Source organism: Empedobacter sp. UBA2044 (assembly GCF_002333005.1).
In the GTDB taxonomy this organism is placed as follows: domain Bacteria; phylum Bacteroidota; class Bacteroidia; order Flavobacteriales; family Weeksellaceae; genus Empedobacter; species Empedobacter falsenii_B.
The window spans coordinates 1-19,241 of sequence record NZ_DDBA01000002.1 but is presented as its reverse complement, the minus strand read 5'-3'; the positions used below and the strand labels follow the sequence as shown (position 1 = coordinate 19,241).

The window sequence follows — 19,241 nt, the reverse complement described above, 5'->3', positions numbered from 1 at the left end:
ATGAGTACAAATAAAAATAACCTAGAAGACCAATACTTCGATGAGTCTGAAGAAACGATTAATATCAGACAAATTTTAGAACAATATCTTTATTACTGGAAATGGTTTGTATTTGGAGTTATTATTTCTTTAACCTTAGCCTTTTTATATGTTAAATATACTCAGAAACAATATCAAGTTTCAGCTAAAATATTATTAAATGAGAAAGAATCTGCAACAGGTGAATTAGCTGGTTTAATGGATCAAGCTATGCTTGGAGGGGGATCTTCAACAAATGCTGAAGTTGGTGATCAAATTGATGTTTTAAAATCAAAACGACTAATTACTAAGGTTGTAGAAGAAAATAATTTAAATATTCAATATTTTAGTAAAGGTCGTGTAGCTGAAGTTGAATTAACTCAAGAGAAATCTCCTATTAAAATTATTTTTCTAAACGAAGCTGATAAAACCAATGAAGATTTAGAAGCTAAATTTATTGTTCAAATAAAATCTACAACAAAATTTATTTTAACAAACAAAACAACTTCTACAGAAAAGGAATATTCTTTTGGACAAAAAATAAATGATAAGATTGGAAGTTTTGTTATCAGTCCTAATAAAAACTTAGCTAAATCAATTGATAATGAATATCTGATTGTTTTAAATTCTATTGATAAGACTGTAGATAATTACCAAAAGAAACTTGCTATAGATCCTAACAGTGAAAAAAGTTCTAAAATTATTAACTTCTCATTAGTAGGTCCTGTTCCTGAGATTTCTAAAAAAGTAATTAATGATTTAATTATTAATTACAACAAAGATATTGTAGGCGATAACCATAAATTAACTGAAGCTACATCTAAGTTTATTGATTCAAGGTTAGCTATTGTTAGTGGCGATTTAGATGGTGTTGACAAACAATTAGAACAATATAAACAAAGTAATAATATTACAGATGTTACCTCTGAAGCAAATATTTTTTTAGAGAGTGCTGCTGATAATGAAAAGAAATTATTAGATGCTTCTACACAACTACAATTAGTTGAATATATGAATGGAGCTCTTAATACGTCTCGTACAGATTTACTTCCTTCAAATATTGGTTTAGAAGATAAATCTATTTCATCAGAAATATCTTCATACAACGAACTAGTCCTAGCTAAAGAAGATATGTTAAAATCTGTAACAAATGAACATCCAAATGTTATTAAATTACAAGAGCAAATAAATGATGTAAAAAGAAACCTGAAGAATAGTTTAAAATTATATAGAAATAACACACAAACTATTTTAAATACAATACAAGGAAAGCAAAATCAAATTGCTGGAAAAATTAAAAAAGTACCTAGTCAAGAGCGTGGTTTTAGAGATATATCTCGCCAACAACAAATTGTAGAGGCTTTATATTTATTCTTACTTCAGAAAAGAGAAGAAAATGAAATAAAAGCTGCTGCAACACCAGAAAATATTAAAGTAATTGATTATGCTTATGGTATAAAAGAACCTGTTTCCCCTAAAAAAAGTATTATATTTTTAGGAGCGCTTATTGTAGGTCTTATAATACCTTTTATAATAATTTATATATACAAATTATTAAATAATACAGTTAATTCAAAAGAAGATGTAGAAAATGCCGTAGGAGCACCTATCGCAGGACAAGTACCGAAAAGTAATATTTCTATATTAGAAAATAATGATAACTCAAGTGCTGCTGAAGCTTTCCGAATCTTAAGAACAAATGTAAATTTCTTATTAAAGAACTCAACAGATCCTCAATGTATTTATATTACATCTACAACTAGTGGAGAAGGAAAATCATTTATATCAACTAACTTAACTCAGATTTTAACAATGTCTGGAAAATCAGTATTGTTAATCGGAGCTGATATTCGAAGTCCAAAAGTATTAGATTATTTAGGTATTTCTGATCAATATATACATAAATATGGTGTAACTGAATATTTAATTTCTAATGATGTTAATATTGATGATATTATCATAAAAAAACCTGCACATTATAAATTCGATGTTATTTATTCAGGTCAAATAGCACCTAATCCATCCGAATTATTAATGAATGGACGATTTGATGATATTATTAAATATGGAAAGGAACATTATGATTATGTAATAGTTGATACAGCTCCTGTAAGTTTAGTAACTGATACACTATTAATTTCAGACGATGCAGATATTACAATGTACGTAGTTCGTGCCAACTACTTAGATAAACGTATGCTAGCAATTCCAAGAGATTTATATAGAGAAAATAGACTTAAGAATATGGCTATGGTTATTAATGATGTTGACTTTACAAAAGGTTATGGCTATGGTTATGGCTATGGTTATGGTTATGGAGAAAACCATAATAAAGGTGGATTTTTTAAAAACCTTTTTAAACGTAAATAAAATAAAAACCTGAAGTTAATCTTCAGGTTTTTTGTTCTATAAAATATATACACTATTGACCTTCCTTCTCCAATCTCTCTAATGCTTTTTCGTGAGCTGATTTTACATCATTTTTGATCTTTTTATCTTGTGTAGATTTTCTAATCTTTTCTGCATGATAAGCCAAATCATCTAATGTCATTTTATAACTCACATAAAATCCGCGATTATATCTTGAATATGAAGCTAATCCCCAACCAGCAATTAATTGATTCTTAATCTTTTTGGTTTGATATTCGTTCAAATAACGTTGAAGTTTTGGAGAAATTTCTTCTTTCGCAATTGATTTTACAGAACCATTCATTCGGCTAAACCAATATTTATTATCCAATTTTATATATGATTTTGCACCTAAAATGCTTTTAAAAGCAAGATCCCCAAGCAGTAAAACCTTTTCAAATTCAGATTTTTCATTGGTCATATAATCCCAATACATTTCAGAAGTCATTCCAACCATCGGACTTTTATCTATTGTTGCTTCATACAAATCTTTACCATTTTGATAAGCTGCTGCAACATTTTTAAATTCGATTCCAAAATCATCACAAGCCTTCTGATAACCTGTAAAAGAACCCGAATATTTCTCGAAATTATCTATAAAAACTCTATAAATACAATAATGTGAAATATCAATCAAAACTTTTTTAGAATCATCTAAAAAACCGTTTATCAACTGTATCGGAAAGTTATAATATTCGTAGGAACTCATAATTGTTTGATTGTCTTAAATGTGGTGTTAATTCATCGACTAAGATAAGATAGTTTTTATTATTCTTAAAATGATAAGTATCAAAAAACTTCAAAATTTAATAGGTTAGATTTTTAAAGGGGTAAAACTTCAATTCCTAATTTCTTCCTAAATCTTCTTTGTCCTTTGTCTCAAAATAATAAACAAATGAAATTTTTCTTAACAATAATTACAAGCACTTTCTTAACAATTACTACGATAGCTCAGACGAAAAATGATTCAATTATCACCATTCAACCTCAACAAAAAACATTAAAACCTAAAGTTGAACATGCAGAACCTCTCTATACAGATTTGATGCGTGATTTGGGCGCACGAAAAGGAGAAGCTGAGATAAATGTAGGATTTGGAGTGACCTCAAAAAAAGGATATAATGAATATAATGGTTTTATTGAGTATGAATGGGCTGTTGCAGATCGTTTGGGATTGGAGGTTGAAGTACCTTTTTCTTTTAATCACAAAAGCGATAATAACGATGGCTCTATTTATGTTCCGAACAATAAAATTGAAGGTTTAAAATTAGCAACTCAATATACTTTTTTAGTAAATGAAAAACAAAAAATGTCTTTGGCTGTAGCTTATGTTCATGAATTTGAGTTTAATAATTTTAAAGAATTAGGACATCAAGGTTCTGTATTTACGGGTATGAAAATGAATCCTGTTTTTATTGGAGCAAAGAATTTTAAAAATTTCAACACGTTAATCTATACAGGTCCTATTTTTGAACATCATTATAAAGAGCAAAAAGTAGATGTTGGAGCAACTATAAATGCAAGTATGATGTATGTTTTACCAAATTCGAAAAACTTTATTGGACTTGAAAATAATATGGATATTGACCGCGATGGATTTCATTATACTTTAAGACCTCAAATTAGATTGGCTATTCAACACAATTTAATGATTGGTTTGGTTACTGGAGTTTCTATCACCAAACATACAGGAACCAACCTTGATGTGATGACACGTATTATTTGGGAACCTTAGTTTTCTTAATAAAAAAACCTCCTTTAAAACTTTTTAAAGGAGATTTGTGGAGCTGGCGGGACTTAATATAAACATTAATAAACAACCACTTACCTATTTAAAATTAATAAAGAGGATGAATTAGGGGATAGATTTGTTAATTTAATTTAGAATTTAAGAAATCTTTAAGTTCAAATGTTGTAATTGCATATTGGCTTAATTGACTTAATATTAAAGTAGAATCAACTCTAAACTGAGACTTATTTTTTAAATATTTCTTTGTTGTATTTGCATCATCAATAATTAAATTCAAAAATTTAATTATAAACTCTATCTCGTATTTACCTCTAAATAATAACCAAGGAGATTTAGTAAAAAAAAGTGATTTATTTTGATTTAGATCTTCCTGCGTAACATCAATAGCGTTTGGAAATTTCGATTTAATAATTTCCAAATCATAAGTTGAATTTACTCTATCTAAAGAAATACTGAGAAATCCTTTTGGAAATTTATCATTTAGAGAAGCACCACAACTAATTCCTAATTGTTTTGCTTTATTCTTTATAGTAAAATACCAAAGATTGAATAATTCACTAGATTTATGAAATTCTTTTTGTAACTTTTCGAATAAGCTCATCAAAATTATATATTCTCTATCTGTTACATTTAAGAAGAATTCATTTTTCAAAATTTCAGAAATAACCTCACTTGAACAATAAAAATTTTCAATTGAATAACCACATGTTACATAAAGATTAGGTAATTCTACCTTTTCATCAAAATCTGAATCTATAAAAAATAATGTATTATAATCAGGATATTTCCTTAAAATTTTTTTATTACTTTCTATTACATTCATTTTATTACCACAAATTATTGGATTATAATTTTTTTTAAAATGATTTATTCTTGTGTAATAGTATTGTGAATCTCTTCCTTCAAAAAAACAAATACAATTATCTTCATTATTACCAATACTTAAAACAAATTTATGAAATGTAGATATTGGATCTTTAGTTCTGCTTAAAAGTCTTTTAGGATCCATTAATTAAATTTTATATAATTAATTAAACCATATGCATAATCCTCTAAATCATTATCATATATAAAAGGTGAATGTGTTACCGTAAATAAAAAATCACATTTATTTGATTTTACGATATCAGGTAATAATCTAGATTGCCAGATAATTGAAAGTGATAATTCAGGTTCATCTAATAGAATATAAAAAGATTTTTCTAAGTCTAAATAAATTTTAGAGAATAATGAAACTATTTGTTTTTCTCCAGAAGATAACTGGTCTAGTTCAATTATATCATCTGAATTTTCTCTAACAATTTTTAGACTAATAGAACTCTCATCATAGTCAAATTTTTTAAAATTCAAATAGTTATTACACGTTTCCGCAAAATTCTTTATTGCAAGATCAAGTGTTTCTTGTTCATTATATAGATCTATTAATTTATCAATAAAATATAGCAACCCTTTATTAGATTTATCTCCTGATTCAATATATTGAGTAATTTTAATTTTATCCTCCTTATTTATCGAATCCTCAACCCTATTTAATATAATTTCTAATTTATTTTTATCAAATCTATTTTTAACTCTATAATTTTTGAACTCATTAGATAAATGACCTAAAAGATCTCCTGTAATTTTAGAAAAACCAACTAATGATTTTGATCTAATTTCCTCTGTAAGATTATTAATTCTATCTTTAACATCATCCATCCCAAATTTTAGATTATCATCAAATTTTTCAGATTCATCTTCTATTTCATCTTCCCAATAAAACCTTTCTATTGAATCCTTTCTTAATCTATTAAGTTGAGATTCTATTCTTCTATAAGTGGGAAAATATAAAATTTTTGAACTAACATTTTTTTCTAAAATTTCTAAAATATTATTAAAGTCCGCTGATTTCTGCTCTACTATAAAATATTTAACATTATCATAAATATATTTATTAGGAGCTTTTACTTTAAAATTTATTTTATTTAAATAATCAACAACCTCTATTCTTTTTTCAAAGTCTGAATATTTCTTGTTATAAATAATTTCATTTAAAGATTGAAGATCAGGTTTCTTTAATGTTTCACCTAGCAATTCATAAAATCTATTTTCTTGATTTTTATTTCTTCCATTTAAATAAAACTCTAAATCAATCTTATTAAATTTTATTATTTTTTTAGAATCGAATGTCAATTCAATAGAATCAAAAACAATATCATTTAATTTTTCGAATTTTTTTTCTAATAAATAATATAATGCATTAAGAATTGTAGTTTTTCCTAAACCATTTTCACCTATTAATATTTTATATTTTTCATCGAATTTTAAATCAACATCTAAGTATCCAAATAGTTTTTCTATCTTAAATCCAGCTATGTTTAATTTATTCATATTATTGTTTTGTTCAAATATATAATAAAATAAACTTTATAACACCCCTCCCTCCGTATCCGCTTAAATAGCCCTCCCTCCCTCTAAGTGTATAAAGGCACTGCATGTTGCTTCAAAAATTTTTTTAAATTTTTTGTGATTTATAATTCTTAAATGCAGAAAAAGTTAGTCTATTAACCAAAATAATAATTTTTATAATAAAAATTATTATCACGAAAGTTAACATTATTAAATTCAATATATTACTTAAAAACAGTAAGTTAGTATTAATTTGAAGAGTGTCATTAATTGTTGTTATTTTATCAAAATATAACATTTTGAATACTATATTTATCGTCAAAATGTAACGTATTGAGTTTAGAAATAAAATTCATTATTTTTACAGTATAGAACTATTGATAAATTATGATAATCAACAACCAAACTACAACCTTAATCGATGAAATATTAGCTAATACTACGACCTCATCTGTAGTTAAAATTTGCACTAACAATTACACATTTAATGCTTTGTACGATTTATTAAAAATATTTAAAGAATGTGCAAGTGTTGATGTTATAATTAACAAAGATGATTTCGATCGATTGAGTAATAGGGAAAGTTATGTTCGTGATTTATCAGAAAATTCAACCAATAATAAACTACAGACGTATTATCGTATCAATACAATTATAGCAGAATCAGATCAATTCAATATTAGAAAGGGAGTAGCAGGAAATAGTTTTATTATTATTGATGATAAACTTTACCAATTTGCTCCTAATCCTCTTAATGAACCAACTCTTGGTATCATTAAAGATGGTAAGCCGTACATGATTTTTGAAATGGACGATTCACAGAATTCGTTTAAAGATGTATTTGAACAGTTCTGGGAAAATGCAATTGATTGTAAAGAAGATATAATCAAAATGTACAAACAAGCTGTTCCATTAAAATCACCTGAAGAAATTTATAAATTCAGTATTTCGAGAATATTTCAGAATAAAACAACGGACGACATTAATGAAGAGCGTTTAGTTAAAACAGGTTTTAAATCTTCTGTGGTTTGGAATAAATTATTTAATTTCCAAAAAGATGCTGTTTTAGGAGCCATTGACAAAATTGAAAGATACAATGGATGTATTATTGCTGATTCAGTTGGTTTAGGTAAAACGTTTGAAGCTTTAGCTATCATCAAATATTACGAACTACGTAATGATCGTGTTTTAGTTTTAGCTCCAAAAAAACTAAGAGATAACTGGGTAACATATCGTTTGAATGATAAAAGGAACATTCTAGTACAGGATAGACTAAATTTTGATGTGTTAAACCATACAGATTTATCTCGTGAAAGTGGTTTATCAGGTGATATCAATTTAGAAATGGTGAATTGGGGTAATTATGATTTAATCGTAATTGATGAATCACATAATTTCAGAAACAACAATCCTTCTAAAAAACGTATTTCACGTTATGAAAAATTAATGCGAGATGTAATCCAATCTGGTGTTCGTACTAAAGTACTATTATTATCTGCTACACCTGTAAATACACGCCTTAATGACCTTAAAAATCAATTATCTTTCATTACTGAGTCTAACGATCAAGCTTTAATAAATGAAGGAATATCAAGTATAGAATTAACATTAAGACAAGCTCAAACAAAATTTAATAACTGGGTAAAGCAAGCAAACCCAACTCGTGAAGATTTAATCAATAAGTTGGATGGTGATTACTTTAAGCTATTAGATTTATTCACCATTTCAAGATCAAGAAAACACATCGAGAAATACTATGATGTGGCTGATATAGGGAAATTTCCAACTCGATTAAAGCCTATTTCGGTTTATTCAGATTTTGATAAAGAAAATAAAGACTTCTCGATATCATACCTAAATGATTATTTAGAATCTTTGAATTTAAAATTCTATTCACCAATGTTTTTTGTTTTCGAACATAAACGTAAGGCTTATGCTGAGTTATATGATACAGAAACTAAAACAGGGGCTGTTTTCTCTCAATTAGATCGTGAAGAGAGTATTATTACTTTAATGCGTGTAAATCTTCTAAAACGTTTAGAATCTTCAATCCATTCATTTTGTTTAACATTAGAAAAGATTCTTCATACCATCGACTCCTTAGATCAAAAAATAAAGAATCATAAAGAATTTTCAAATGATATTGATGTTTTAGATTTTGACTTTGATGATCAAGCTTATTCTGATATGGTTTTAGGAGGAAAAGTTAAAGTACTAATCCAAGATATGGACTTAGTTAAATTCAACGAGTTTTTAAAATCAGATCGTGAAATTATTATTGAGTTACTTGCAAAATGTAAAGTTGTAACTACTGATAGAGATCAAAAATTAATAGACCTTGTTGGATTAATTCAAAATAAAATTCAAAATCCTTTAAATCCAAATAATAAAAAAGTTATCATTTTTTCTGCTTTTGCAGATACCGCAAATTACTTGTACGAAAACTGTGCTGACCTATTCCTTAAAGAATATGGGATTCATTCAGCATTAGTTACAGGTAGTGGTACAAATTATACCAATTTAAAAGAAGTTAAAACGGATCTTCAAAACATCTTAATTAACTTCTCTCCAATGTCTAAATCTCGTAAAGAAGTATTTCCTGAGGCAACAAAGGAGATTGACTTATTATTCTGTACAGACTGTATTTCAGAAGGTCAAAACCTTCAAGATTGTGATTACTTAGTGAATTATGATATTCATTGGAATCCTGTTCGTATCATTCAACGTTTTGGACGTATCGATCGTATTGGTTCTCAAAATGATCAAATACAGTTAGTAAACTTTTATCCTCATATCGAATTAGATCAATACATAGATCTTATACAACGAGTTAAAGGTAGAATGCAGATTTTAGATATCTCTGCAACTGGTGATGACAATGTAATTGATGATCGTGAAAACCAACCAAAAGAACTGGATTATCGTAAAAAACAATTAGAAAAAATGAAAGACTCGGTTGTAGATTTAGAAGATTTAGATGGTGGTATTTCAATTTCAGATTTAACGTTCAATGATTTTAAAGTTGATGCAGATCGGATAAAAGATACAGAATTAAAAACGTTTGAAAATTATCCAAGTGGTCTTTTTTCACTGGTTACTAATAATATTGTTGACCAACCTCAAGGGGTATTATTCTGTTTGAAAGATTTAGATGAAAATAATTTTGAAGACAAATTAAAGAATAATCTAATACATCCTTACAGCTTAGTTTATATCACTAATGATGGCGAGATTAATGTGCCAATGCGAATGGGAAAACGTGCATTAGACTTATTTAAAAAATTGTCTTACGGAAAAATCACAATAGAAGAAGAGCAATTAAAAGCATTCAACCTAAAAACAAAGTCTGGTAAGTTTATGAACCAATATGTTGATTTATTAGATTTGGTGAAGAAGCATTTATCTGGTGAAGAAAAAATAGTTGAACTACAATCTATTTTTAATCCAGAAGGTTCTATTATAGGAAAGTCTTCAGGTGATTTTAATTATGAAGTGATTAGTTATTTAATTGTATCGTAATGAATAATCTTATTAACTTATTTCAATTTCCTGAAAAAATGGTAATTGATATTCCTGTTACAAAGCTCTCTTTAAAAAACAACGAGAATTGCACGTTAAGCGAACGTAAATTATTAGATGGTGCAAATATACAAAGTATTAGAATTAAGGCTTTAATTAAGCAGGAGACAGCGAACATCCAACATTATCAATCATCAGAGGAATCTTATGTTGAGGTTTATGTGATTGAAGTGATTCTTCAAAAAGATCAATATACTAAAATATATAAACAAATTAGCCATTTATTACACAAGCTAATTCCACATCATTGTATAATAAGTTTAGTAAGTGATGAAAATGAATTACGAAATGTAAGTTTAGCAACTAAATCAATTAGTAAAAACTCGAATGCTTTACGTGTTATTCAAAATGAATATTATTCCAACCATTTAGATTTTTTTAATGTTGACTTCGTTGAAGCACTGGATTTTAAAAAGGCTAATAAACACGACTTAAAAGCATTTTATGGGTATTATTTACAAGTAGTTCAGAATTATAATTTACAGGATCTTACTGATGAGTATAAACTAAGAAACTATGAAGTAACTGAACAGATGTTACTGGTACAAGAACAAATACAAGCATTAGAATACAAGATTAAATCAGCAAAGAAAGCTTTAGCTACAGCCACTCAAATGAATGAGAAAGTGCGAATTAATTCCGATATTCACCAACTGAAAAATAACATACAAGAACTAAAAAATAAACTGAACTAAAATGGAAAGAATCAACGAATTAACTTCTGAAAATATTGTGCAACAGAATATCGAAAGATTAAAAGAAATCTTTCCTACTGCATTTAGTGAAGGAAAATTAGTCGTAGAAGAGCTACAAGCTTTGGTGGGAGAATATATCCAAAAGGAGAAAGAATTCTACCAAATGACTTGGGCAGGAAAAACACAAGCGCAAAGAGAAGCAAATAAAGTTTCTACTGGTACACTAAGACCAAATAAAGCGGATAGTAAAGACTGGGAAACAACAGGTAATATTTTTATTGAAGGGGATAATTTTGAGGTGTTAAAATTGTTGCAAAAAACCTACAGCAACCAAATAAAAATGATCTACATCGATCCACCTTACAACACAGGAAAGGATTTTGTGTACAAAGACAATTACAAAGATAATTTATCTAATTATTTAGAGCTAACAGGACAAACCGACGAAGAAGGTAAAAAAACATCTACCAATACAGATAGTGATGGTCGTTTCCACAGCAATTGGTTAAATATGATGTACCCTCGTTTAAAATTAGCTCGTAATTTATTAGCAGATGATGGTGTTATTTTTATATCGATTGATGATAACGAACAAGCTAATCTTAAAAAGCTTTGTGATGAGATTTTTGGAGAGGAAAATTTTGTTGCGTGTATTAACTGGCGCAAAACATTTAATCAATCTAATATTGGCAATATTGCGAAAGTCAAAGAATATATATTACTATATACTAAAAATATAAATTTATTGAAATTAGGTAGAATTCCATTATCTAATGAAGCATTAAAAGAATATAGATATTCTGATGAAAAAGGGAAATTCGCTAGAACTAGGTTAATGCATACGACTCGTGGTCGTCATAAATATTCTATTTTATCACCAAATAACGTTTTATTAGAAGGAACTTGGATGGTTAAAAAGGAGGATTTGGAAGAAATGATTAAAAATAATGAAGTTTATTGGGCGAAAGATGGAGATGGTTATCCGAATGGTAAAGTTTATTTAGATAATGAAAAAGGGCAAATATCAAATGATTTTTTAGGTAAGGAATTTGGATCTAATCAACAAGCAAGTCTTGATTTAGATAAACTAATGGAAGGTAGATTTTTCGATTTTCCAAAACCAATATCTTTAATCACACATTTTATCCGACTTGCTAATGATAAAACATTATATGTACTAGATTTCTTTTCAGGATCAGGAACTACAGCACACGCTGTAATGTCACTTAATGCTGAAGATGGTGGTAATAGAAAATGTATTTCGGTGCAATTACCTGAACCAACAGATGAGAAATCTGAAGCGTATAAAGCAGGTTATAAAACCATTGCAGAAATCACTAAAGAACGTATTCGTAGAGCTGGGGAATTAATTAAACAAGAAAATAAGGATAAAGAAAACATCGACAAATTAGATGTTGGATTCCGTGCGTTTAAATTAGATAGCTCCAATATTCGTGCTTGGGATACTTCTGTTGATCAATTCGAAGATCAATTAGATCTATTCTTAGAAAACAATGGCGATAGCATTAAAAACGATCGTACAGAAGAGGATGTATTATTCGAAATATTACTTAAATATGGTTTAGAATTAACGTTACCTATCCAAGAGAAAACAATTGCGAATTGTAAGGTATATAACATTGGTTTTGGTGCGATGTACATTTGTTTAGCTGATCATATTACTGTAGAAGTTGCCAATGGTATTGCAGAATGGCACAAAGAATCGGTAGACGAAAAACCAGCTGTAATTTTTAAAGATGCAGGTTTCGCTAACGATGCCGATAAAACAAATACAGTTCAAACTCTACGTCAAGCAGGAATTGAAAATGTAAAATCAATCTAATTATGGAGAGTTTAAAAGAATTGATGTTACAATTAAATTCTACAGATGAATGTAACAAAATAGAAGCTAAAAGGGCTTCAGAGGTAGGGAAATCTATTATGGAAACTGTCTGTTCTTTTAGTAACGAACCTAATTTAGGTGGAGGTTATTTACTTCTGGGTGTAGAAAAAGAAGAAACTTCAGAGAGTTTATTTCCAGAATATGTAGTGACTGGTATTCCTACTGATTCTCTTGATCAGATTCAAATTAACTTGAGTTCTCAATGCTCAGAAATATTTAATATTCCTGTTAGACCATTAATTAAGGTTGAAAATATTAATGGTAAAAATGCTATTGTTGTTTTTGTGGAAGAATTATCACAAGAACAAAAACCATTGTATATCAAGAGTAAAGGTTTACCGCAAGGGGCATATAGACGAATAGGTTCAGCAGACTTAAAAGGAACTGAGGACGATATGGTTTTATACTATAATAGTCAGGATTCATTTGATAAATCAATAGTAAAAGATGCTGAATTAGATGATTTATCAGATGATGCTATTGCTCTTTATAGGAAATATAGAAAGTCTGTAAATCCTTCTGCTGAAGAATTAGAATACAATGATATAGAGTTATTAAGATCCATTCATGCAATAAAAAAAGATAAACAAGATTATTTTATAACTTACACAGGCTTATTAACATTTGGGAGTAGAATGGCTCTTAGAAGACTTCTACCAATGGTAAGAGTAGATTATATAAGAGTTTCATCTAACGAATGGGTTAAAGATGCTGACAACCGTTTTTCTTCTACATTAGATATGCGTGGATCTTTACTAGAATTAGTTCAACGTATTATACATACAATAAGTGATGATTTACCTAAAGGTTTTGAATTGACTGATGAAAATATTCAAGCAAAAAATATGGGATTACCCTTACGTGTTTTACGTGAAGCTGTTGTTAATGCTTTAATTCATAGATCTTATAGAGAAAATAGTCCAATTCAAATTATTCGATATCCAAATAGAATAGAAATTACTAATCCTGGATTTTCTTTAAAATCTGAAGATCAATTAGGTGAACCAGGATCTATAAATCGAAATCCTTATATATCTGCAATTTTTCATGAAACTAATTTAGCAGAAACTAAAGGTTCTGGTATTAGAACAATGAGAAGGTTGATGGAAAGTGTATCTATGATGCCTCCTACATTTGAAAGTGATAGAGAGAATAATAAATTTACAGTAAGGTTGTTACTGCACCACCTATTAAATGAAAATGATCTTGAATGGTTAACAAAATTTGATTCATTTCAGTTAACAGATAATCAAAAAAGAATACTAATTTTTGTCAGAGAATTAGGAGCTGTTGATAATTCCTCTGCTCGACAAATTAATGGATCTGAATCTAATATTACCAACGCAGAACTAAGAAAACTTAGAGAATTAGGGCTTTTAGAACAGAAAGGAAGATTTAAATTTACGTACTATATTCCTACAGATTTACTAAGAGATACTTATTCAGATTCTGCTGAAATTGTTGAGAATAATATTGCTGATACTACTACACTACCTAATGATCTTAGTGCACTACCTAATGATCTTAGTGCACTACCTGTAGATCTTAATACACTAGCTGAAGAACAAATTCAAGAATTAATTGATATTATTAAAAGGATAAAAAATCTTCCTAAAAGAGTTAATGATAAAACTATAATTCAAGATATTATAAAAGATTTATGCTTAATACATGAATTTAGTATTAATGATTTAGTAAAAATAATAGGAAAATCAGAAAAACATATTCTTAGAGATTTTGTAAAACCTTTGATCGATAAGAAGATCATTAATTATAAATATCCAGAAATGATTAATCATCCTGATCAGGCATATAGAACCATTAATAAAATAGATTAATCTAAAATTATGAAAATACAATTCGAAAGTAATTTAGATTACCAACAAGAGGCAATAGAAGCTGTAATAGATGTGTTTAAAGGACAAGAAAAATTACAGTCTAATTTTACAGTTTTAGCGCCTACAGATCAGTCTTTAGCCTATGATGCAGATTTAGGTTATGCAAATAAATTAAGTTTATTAGAGAAACAATTGGTCGAAAATACACAAGCCATACAATTACGCAATGGTTTACGTATTTCTAAACCTCAAGATATCGATCGTAACGATTTACAATATTCTATAGAAATGGAAACTGGTACGGGTAAAACCTATGTTTTTACCAAGTCTATTTTTGAGATGAATAAACGTTACGGTTTCAAGAAATTTATCATTGTTGTACCTTCAGTTTCTATACGTGAAGGAATCAACAAATCCTTGCAATTAACAGACGAGCATTTCAAAAAAGTTTTTGAAAATGTTCCTTATAAATATTTCATATACGATAGTTCCAATTTAAGTCAAGTTCGTGATTTTGCAACATCTGATCAGATTCGAATTATGATTATCAATGTCCAAGCTTTTGCTCAGGATATGGATACAGAAAAAGCAACTAAACGTATTTTACTAGAGTACAATGATAAATTAGGTGCTACACCAATTAATTTGCTACAAGAAACGAATCCTGTTGTTATTGTAGATGAACCTCAATCTACAATGAGTTCAGCTTTACAGAAAAAATCAATTAAGAATTTAAATCCTTTAGCTGTATTTCGCTTTTCGGCAACGCATAAAGAGAAAATTAATTTGTTGTACAAATTTGATGCAGTCGATGCTTACAACGATAACAAAGTAAAGAAGATTGAAGTTGCATCGATTACAACTAAAAACGAGGTAAGTGATGGTGCTTTTATCCAATGTGTGAGTATTACAAATAAAAGTAGCATTAAGGCTAAACTAATCATAGATATCAAGGGAAGAAATGGTAAGGTAGATCGTAAAGCCAAAGATATTAAGTTAGGAGATGATTTATATGAAATCACTAAACTAGATCAATACTTTGGTTTTATCGTTAGAGAAATAAATACAGAACCAGAATATGTAGAGTTTTCTAACGGTCAATTAATCCAAACAGGGGATGTTGTAGGAGGTGTTAATGATCGAGAAATTAAACGTAAGTTAATTGCTAAAACGATAGAAGAGCATTTAGATAAAGAAGTGAAGCTAAATCCTAAAGGGATAAAAGTTTTAAGTTTATTCTTTATTGATACAGTTGCTAAATATCGTCAATACGACGAGGAAGGGAATCCTTCAAATGGAGATTATGCACAGATATTTGAAGAAGAATATGAGCGTATCATCCAATTACCTAAATACAAATTATCCTTATTTAAGGAAGTTAAAGAAGTAGACACGATTGTGTCTGATGTGCATACAGGGTATTTTTCTTCAGATAAAAAAAGTAAAAAATCAAATTCAAAAGATAAATACGAATACTTTAAAGATACTTCAGGATCAGTAAAGGCAGATGAAGATACCTATCAATTGATCATGAAGGATAAAGAACGCTTATTGAGCTTTGATACTCCTGTACGCTTTATCTTTTCTCATACAGCATTAAAAGAAGGTTGGGATAATCCTAATGTTTTTCAAATCTGTTTATTAAAAGAAATGGGAGCTTCTGAGATACGAAGAAGACAAGAAATAGGACGTGGTTTACGTATTGCTGTCGATCAAACAGGAAACCGTGTTTACGGTGAAAATGTGAATATACTTACAACTATTGTTAACGAAAGTTTCGTTGATTTTGTTGAAGGATATCAAAAAGAATTAACAGAAGATACAGGAATTAAATTTGGCTTCTTAGCGATCGAATCATTTAATACGATTGCAAATGGCTCAGATGAAAATGATGAACCAATCTATTTGGGACAAGAAGAATCAGAAAAACTATTCAAACACTTTATTGAACAAGGTTATGTTGATAAAAAAGGAAAGATTCAAGATACTTTAAAAATTGCGATAAAAGAAAATACAGTTGATTTAGGACAAGAATTTTCAGTTGAAGTTACGAAACAAATTATCAATAGAATTAAGGAAGTGGCAGGTAGTTTGGAAATTAAGAACAATGCTGAAAAAGTACATGTAAAATTAAACAAACAAGTATATCTATCTGAAGAATTTAAAAATTTATGGGATTCTATCAAGTATAAAACGGTATATAAAGTTGAGTTTGATTCGAATGAACTGATCCAAAAATGTATTGATTCTATTAACAATAATGTTCGTAATGAGCGTGCTAAAATTGAACATACGAAAGCTAAATTAAATTTGGATAAAGGTGGTGTTTCTGCTGACGGTCAGGTTAAAAACTATGTAGAGCATTTGGAAAACCAAGTAAATCATCTTCCTGATATTATTACTTATTTACAAAATGAGACAGATTTAACTCGTAAATCAATCATTAGTTTATTAAAAGGTTTAGAACCAAGAGTAATCAATTATTTCAAATCAAATCCTCAAGCATTTATCGAAAGCTGTATCGAGGTAATTAATCTTCAAAAACGATTGTTTATCGTAGATGGTATTAAATATGAGAAAATTGGTGAAGAAGCTTATTATGATCAAAAGTTAATTGAAGAAGATGATTTAGTTGGTTATTTAAGTAAATATCTTGTTGAATCTACGAAATCAGTTTATGAAGAAACCTTATGTGATTCTGATGTTGAAGTAAATTTAGCACAAGAATTTGAAACAAGTGATAATATCTCTCTTTACACTAAATTACCAAGTTGGTTTAAAGTGCCAACTCCTTTAGGAACATATAATCCTGACTGGGCTATTATGTATAATAAGGGAAATGGTGATCAATTGTATTTCGTAACGGAATCTAAAGGAACTTTATTTGATGAAGCTTTACGACCAATTGAAAAAGGAAAAATTATCTGTGGTAAAGCACATTTTGAAACTATTGGTAGCCGAATGATTGTAGCTACAAATATGGATGATGTAAATGATCAAGTGTAATAAAATATTTTAAATAATAATCATATAAACCTCAATCAATAATTTGGTTGAGGTTTTATATTTTACAAAAGATGCTTTACAGTTAGAAACTTACTGTTTATAATGTTTACAAGCGATTTTACAAACATATTATGGTAAGCCTTTTATTTTAATAATTGGTTTAATCTTAAATAAATTACTAAACTCTTCTAACATAATAGCCTTAACCTGTTCTGCATATTTAGAAGGAACCATTAAACAATCATGTATTGTTATTATTTCAATACCTCTTATACTTTTCTTTACTCTTTTAGAAATCTTATAAAGTATCAAGGTAGCTTCAAGATGGAATAAATAATGAGCTAAAAGTTCGTTACAGTCAAATTTTGGAGGGCATTGGTATTGATCAACCCAAAAATTATTATTCTTCATTTGAAATACATAATAATAGAAATTTGGAAATGTTGATTCAATTATATTTTCAATACTAGGTTTTGATCCATTTTTACAAAAGAAGAAGCTTAAGATTTCAATCTTATTTAACAAAGGAAAAAGTCGATAAAAACGATCTTCTTCCAAAGCTATAAGCATGACCTTAAGTTCAGCCTTTAGGAGTTCCACTGTTCCTAATTCTATCATTCTAGAGTTAAGTTTATTAAATAGCAATTGATATTTTTTAAGATGATCATCACCATAAAACTCTACTTTTTGTATAATACTCATTATAAATAGATAAGGAATACAAGAGCCAACATCAATTTCGACAAATTCTTCGTTTTTATTATTACGTATTAACTTCCTATGTTTAGAAGACATAATAGTAAAATTCGTATGTAATCTTCCGTCTTTTTCTGTATTTAGACTCATCCATTTTTTGCCATTATGATAATCGATCAATCCAAGGATAGAGTTGTATTCAGTTACAATTTTTGAGCTGTCTATTTGGGTTGAAAGACCACTAAAGTCGATACTAAACTTATTTAAGAAATCATTCTTCAAAGCGATCAATTCACGATTAATAATAGAACTAGAAACTTTTGGTTGATAAACTTCGTTCATGTGTTTATAAATAGATTTCCTTGTTATATCTATAAGATTAAACTGGTCGTTTATCAAATTATAATTCAAACAATAACTAAAAGATTTCCCTTTTTCATATTTCATACGAAATAAAATGTTATCATAATTAGAGTGTTTATTTGTTAAGAAGTCCATAATATTATTGTAGTTACGTTCAATTTTAACCAGAATGGTTGATGGAAGCTCGATGTAAAAATCATTTTTACACAATCTTCCTTCCTTAAAATATGTAGATCTTTCCGCTTCATTTAAGGCATTTAATTTAAACATAGTTGAACGAAATATCATAAACAGAATATAGTTGATGGATTCAATTTTTAGTATCTTTAAATCGGATTTATATGTCTTTAATTGACCTGTTATGTTGTCATAATATTGATTGTTTGCCATTAATATTATTTTCTGAACATCAAGTGATGTTGGAAGAATTATTTTTTTCATACAGTGAAGTGAAAGGCTCCATAACAGAGCCTTTGTTTAAATAATTAATAAAGATTTTTTGAACATAAGTTTCCCTGTCCAGTATATCAATTTTGATATTGGATAAATTTTTTATTGATAAAAATATTTGGAAATAGGACTGTCTCTTAAAGTGT

Annotated in this window: 11 protein-coding genes; 7 read left to right on the top strand and 4 right to left on the bottom strand. The window is 28.2% G+C overall.

Annotated elements, in window-relative coordinates:
- A complete protein-coding gene (locus B4E59_RS00385; protein ID WP_291050595.1) occupies positions 1 to 2,388 on the top strand; it encodes a GumC family protein in 2,388 nt (795 codons plus the stop codon).
- A 52-nt stretch (positions 2,389 to 2,440) separates the two neighbouring features.
- Here B4E59_RS00385 and B4E59_RS00380 read toward each other — a convergent pair whose 3' ends face one another.
- Entirely contained in the window at positions 2,441 to 3,136 is a 696-nt protein-coding gene (locus tag B4E59_RS00380; RefSeq protein ID WP_219034502.1) for a hypothetical protein, read from the bottom strand.
- Positions 3,137 to 3,322: 186 nt separating this feature from the next.
- Between B4E59_RS00380 and B4E59_RS00375 the strand changes: the two genes are divergently transcribed.
- Complete coding sequence (locus B4E59_RS00375) at positions 3,323 to 4,162, top strand: HAEPLYID family protein (RefSeq protein WP_038336266.1); 840 nt, start codon at positions 3,323 to 3,325, stop codon at positions 4,160 to 4,162.
- A gap of 136 nt (positions 4,163 to 4,298) precedes the next feature.
- Here B4E59_RS00375 and B4E59_RS00370 read toward each other — a convergent pair whose 3' ends face one another.
- Together B4E59_RS00370 and B4E59_RS00365 are read right to left on the bottom strand one after the other, a co-directional pair.
- Positions 4,299 to 5,186 (bottom strand): DUF4435 domain-containing protein, encoded by an 888-nt coding sequence (locus B4E59_RS00370; protein WP_291050592.1) that lies wholly within the window; start codon positions 5,184 to 5,186, stop codon positions 4,299 to 4,301.
- Positions 5,186 to 6,547 carry an AAA family ATPase gene (locus B4E59_RS00365; protein WP_291050590.1) on the bottom strand — a complete coding sequence of 454 codons (1,362 nt, stop codon included), beginning with the start codon at positions 6,545 to 6,547 and terminating at the stop codon, positions 5,186 to 5,188. The genes B4E59_RS00370 and B4E59_RS00365 overlap by 1 nt, the downstream gene beginning before the upstream one ends.
- Before the next feature lie 405 nt (positions 6,548 to 6,952).
- On the opposite strand from B4E59_RS00365, the gene B4E59_RS00360 reads away from it, so the two are divergent.
- The 5 genes from B4E59_RS00360 to B4E59_RS00340 are packed head-to-tail and all read left to right on the top strand — an operon-like array spanning position 6,953 to position 17,586.
- Positions 6,953 to 10,084 carry a helicase-related protein gene (locus B4E59_RS00360; protein WP_291050587.1) on the top strand — a complete coding sequence of 1,044 codons (3,132 nt, stop codon included), beginning with the start codon at positions 6,953 to 6,955 and terminating at the stop codon, positions 10,082 to 10,084.
- A complete protein-coding gene (locus tag B4E59_RS00355) occupies positions 10,084 to 10,839 on the top strand; it encodes a DUF4391 domain-containing protein (protein ID WP_291050584.1) in 756 nt (251 codons plus the stop codon). The genes B4E59_RS00360 and B4E59_RS00355 overlap by 1 nt, the downstream gene beginning before the upstream one ends.
- A gap of 1 nt (position 10,840) precedes the next feature.
- Positions 10,841 to 12,682 carry a site-specific DNA-methyltransferase gene (locus B4E59_RS00350; RefSeq protein WP_291050581.1) on the top strand — a complete coding sequence of 614 codons (1,842 nt, stop codon included), beginning with the start codon at positions 10,841 to 10,843 and terminating at the stop codon, positions 12,680 to 12,682.
- A gap of 2 nt (positions 12,683 to 12,684) precedes the next feature.
- Positions 12,685 to 14,580: a DUF8451 domain-containing protein gene (locus B4E59_RS00345; protein ID WP_291050578.1), complete on the top strand. Its 1,896-nt coding sequence runs from the start codon at positions 12,685 to 12,687 to the stop codon at positions 14,578 to 14,580.
- A 9-nt stretch (positions 14,581 to 14,589) separates the two neighbouring features.
- Positions 14,590 to 17,586: a restriction endonuclease gene (locus tag B4E59_RS00340; RefSeq protein WP_291050575.1), complete on the top strand. Its 2,997-nt coding sequence runs from the start codon at positions 14,590 to 14,592 to the stop codon at positions 17,584 to 17,586.
- 129 nt (positions 17,587 to 17,715) lie between these two features.
- On the opposite strand, the gene B4E59_RS00335 is transcribed toward B4E59_RS00340, so the two are convergent.
- Positions 17,716 to 19,086 (bottom strand): hypothetical protein, encoded by a 1,371-nt coding sequence (locus B4E59_RS00335; RefSeq protein WP_291050572.1) that lies wholly within the window; start codon positions 19,084 to 19,086, stop codon positions 17,716 to 17,718.
- Between the last annotated feature and the right edge of the window lie 155 nt (positions 19,087 to 19,241).

Coding starts and splice junctions, on each gene's coding strand:
- B4E59_RS00385 (WP_291050595.1), top strand. CDS start 1: ATGAGTACAAATAAAAATAACCTAGAAGACCAATACTTCGATGAGTCT.
- B4E59_RS00380 (WP_219034502.1), bottom strand. CDS start 3,136: ATGAGTTCCTACGAATATTATAACTTTCCGATACAGTTGATAAACGGT.
- B4E59_RS00375 (WP_038336266.1), top strand. CDS start 3,323: ATGAAATTTTTCTTAACAATAATTACAAGCACTTTCTTAACAATTACT.
- B4E59_RS00370 (WP_291050592.1), bottom strand. CDS start 5,186: ATGGATCCTAAAAGACTTTTAAGCAGAACTAAAGATCCAATATCTACA.
- B4E59_RS00365 (WP_291050590.1), bottom strand. CDS start 6,547: ATGAATAAATTAAACATAGCTGGATTTAAGATAGAAAAACTATTTGGA.
- B4E59_RS00360 (WP_291050587.1), top strand. CDS start 6,953: ATGATAATCAACAACCAAACTACAACCTTAATCGATGAAATATTAGCT.
- B4E59_RS00355 (WP_291050584.1), top strand. CDS start 10,084: ATGAATAATCTTATTAACTTATTTCAATTTCCTGAAAAAATGGTAATT.
- B4E59_RS00350 (WP_291050581.1), top strand. CDS start 10,841: ATGGAAAGAATCAACGAATTAACTTCTGAAAATATTGTGCAACAGAAT.
- B4E59_RS00345 (WP_291050578.1), top strand. CDS start 12,685: ATGGAGAGTTTAAAAGAATTGATGTTACAATTAAATTCTACAGATGAA.
- B4E59_RS00340 (WP_291050575.1), top strand. CDS start 14,590: ATGAAAATACAATTCGAAAGTAATTTAGATTACCAACAAGAGGCAATA.
- B4E59_RS00335 (WP_291050572.1), bottom strand. CDS start 19,086: ATGAAAAAAATAATTCTTCCAACATCACTTGATGTTCAGAAAATAATA.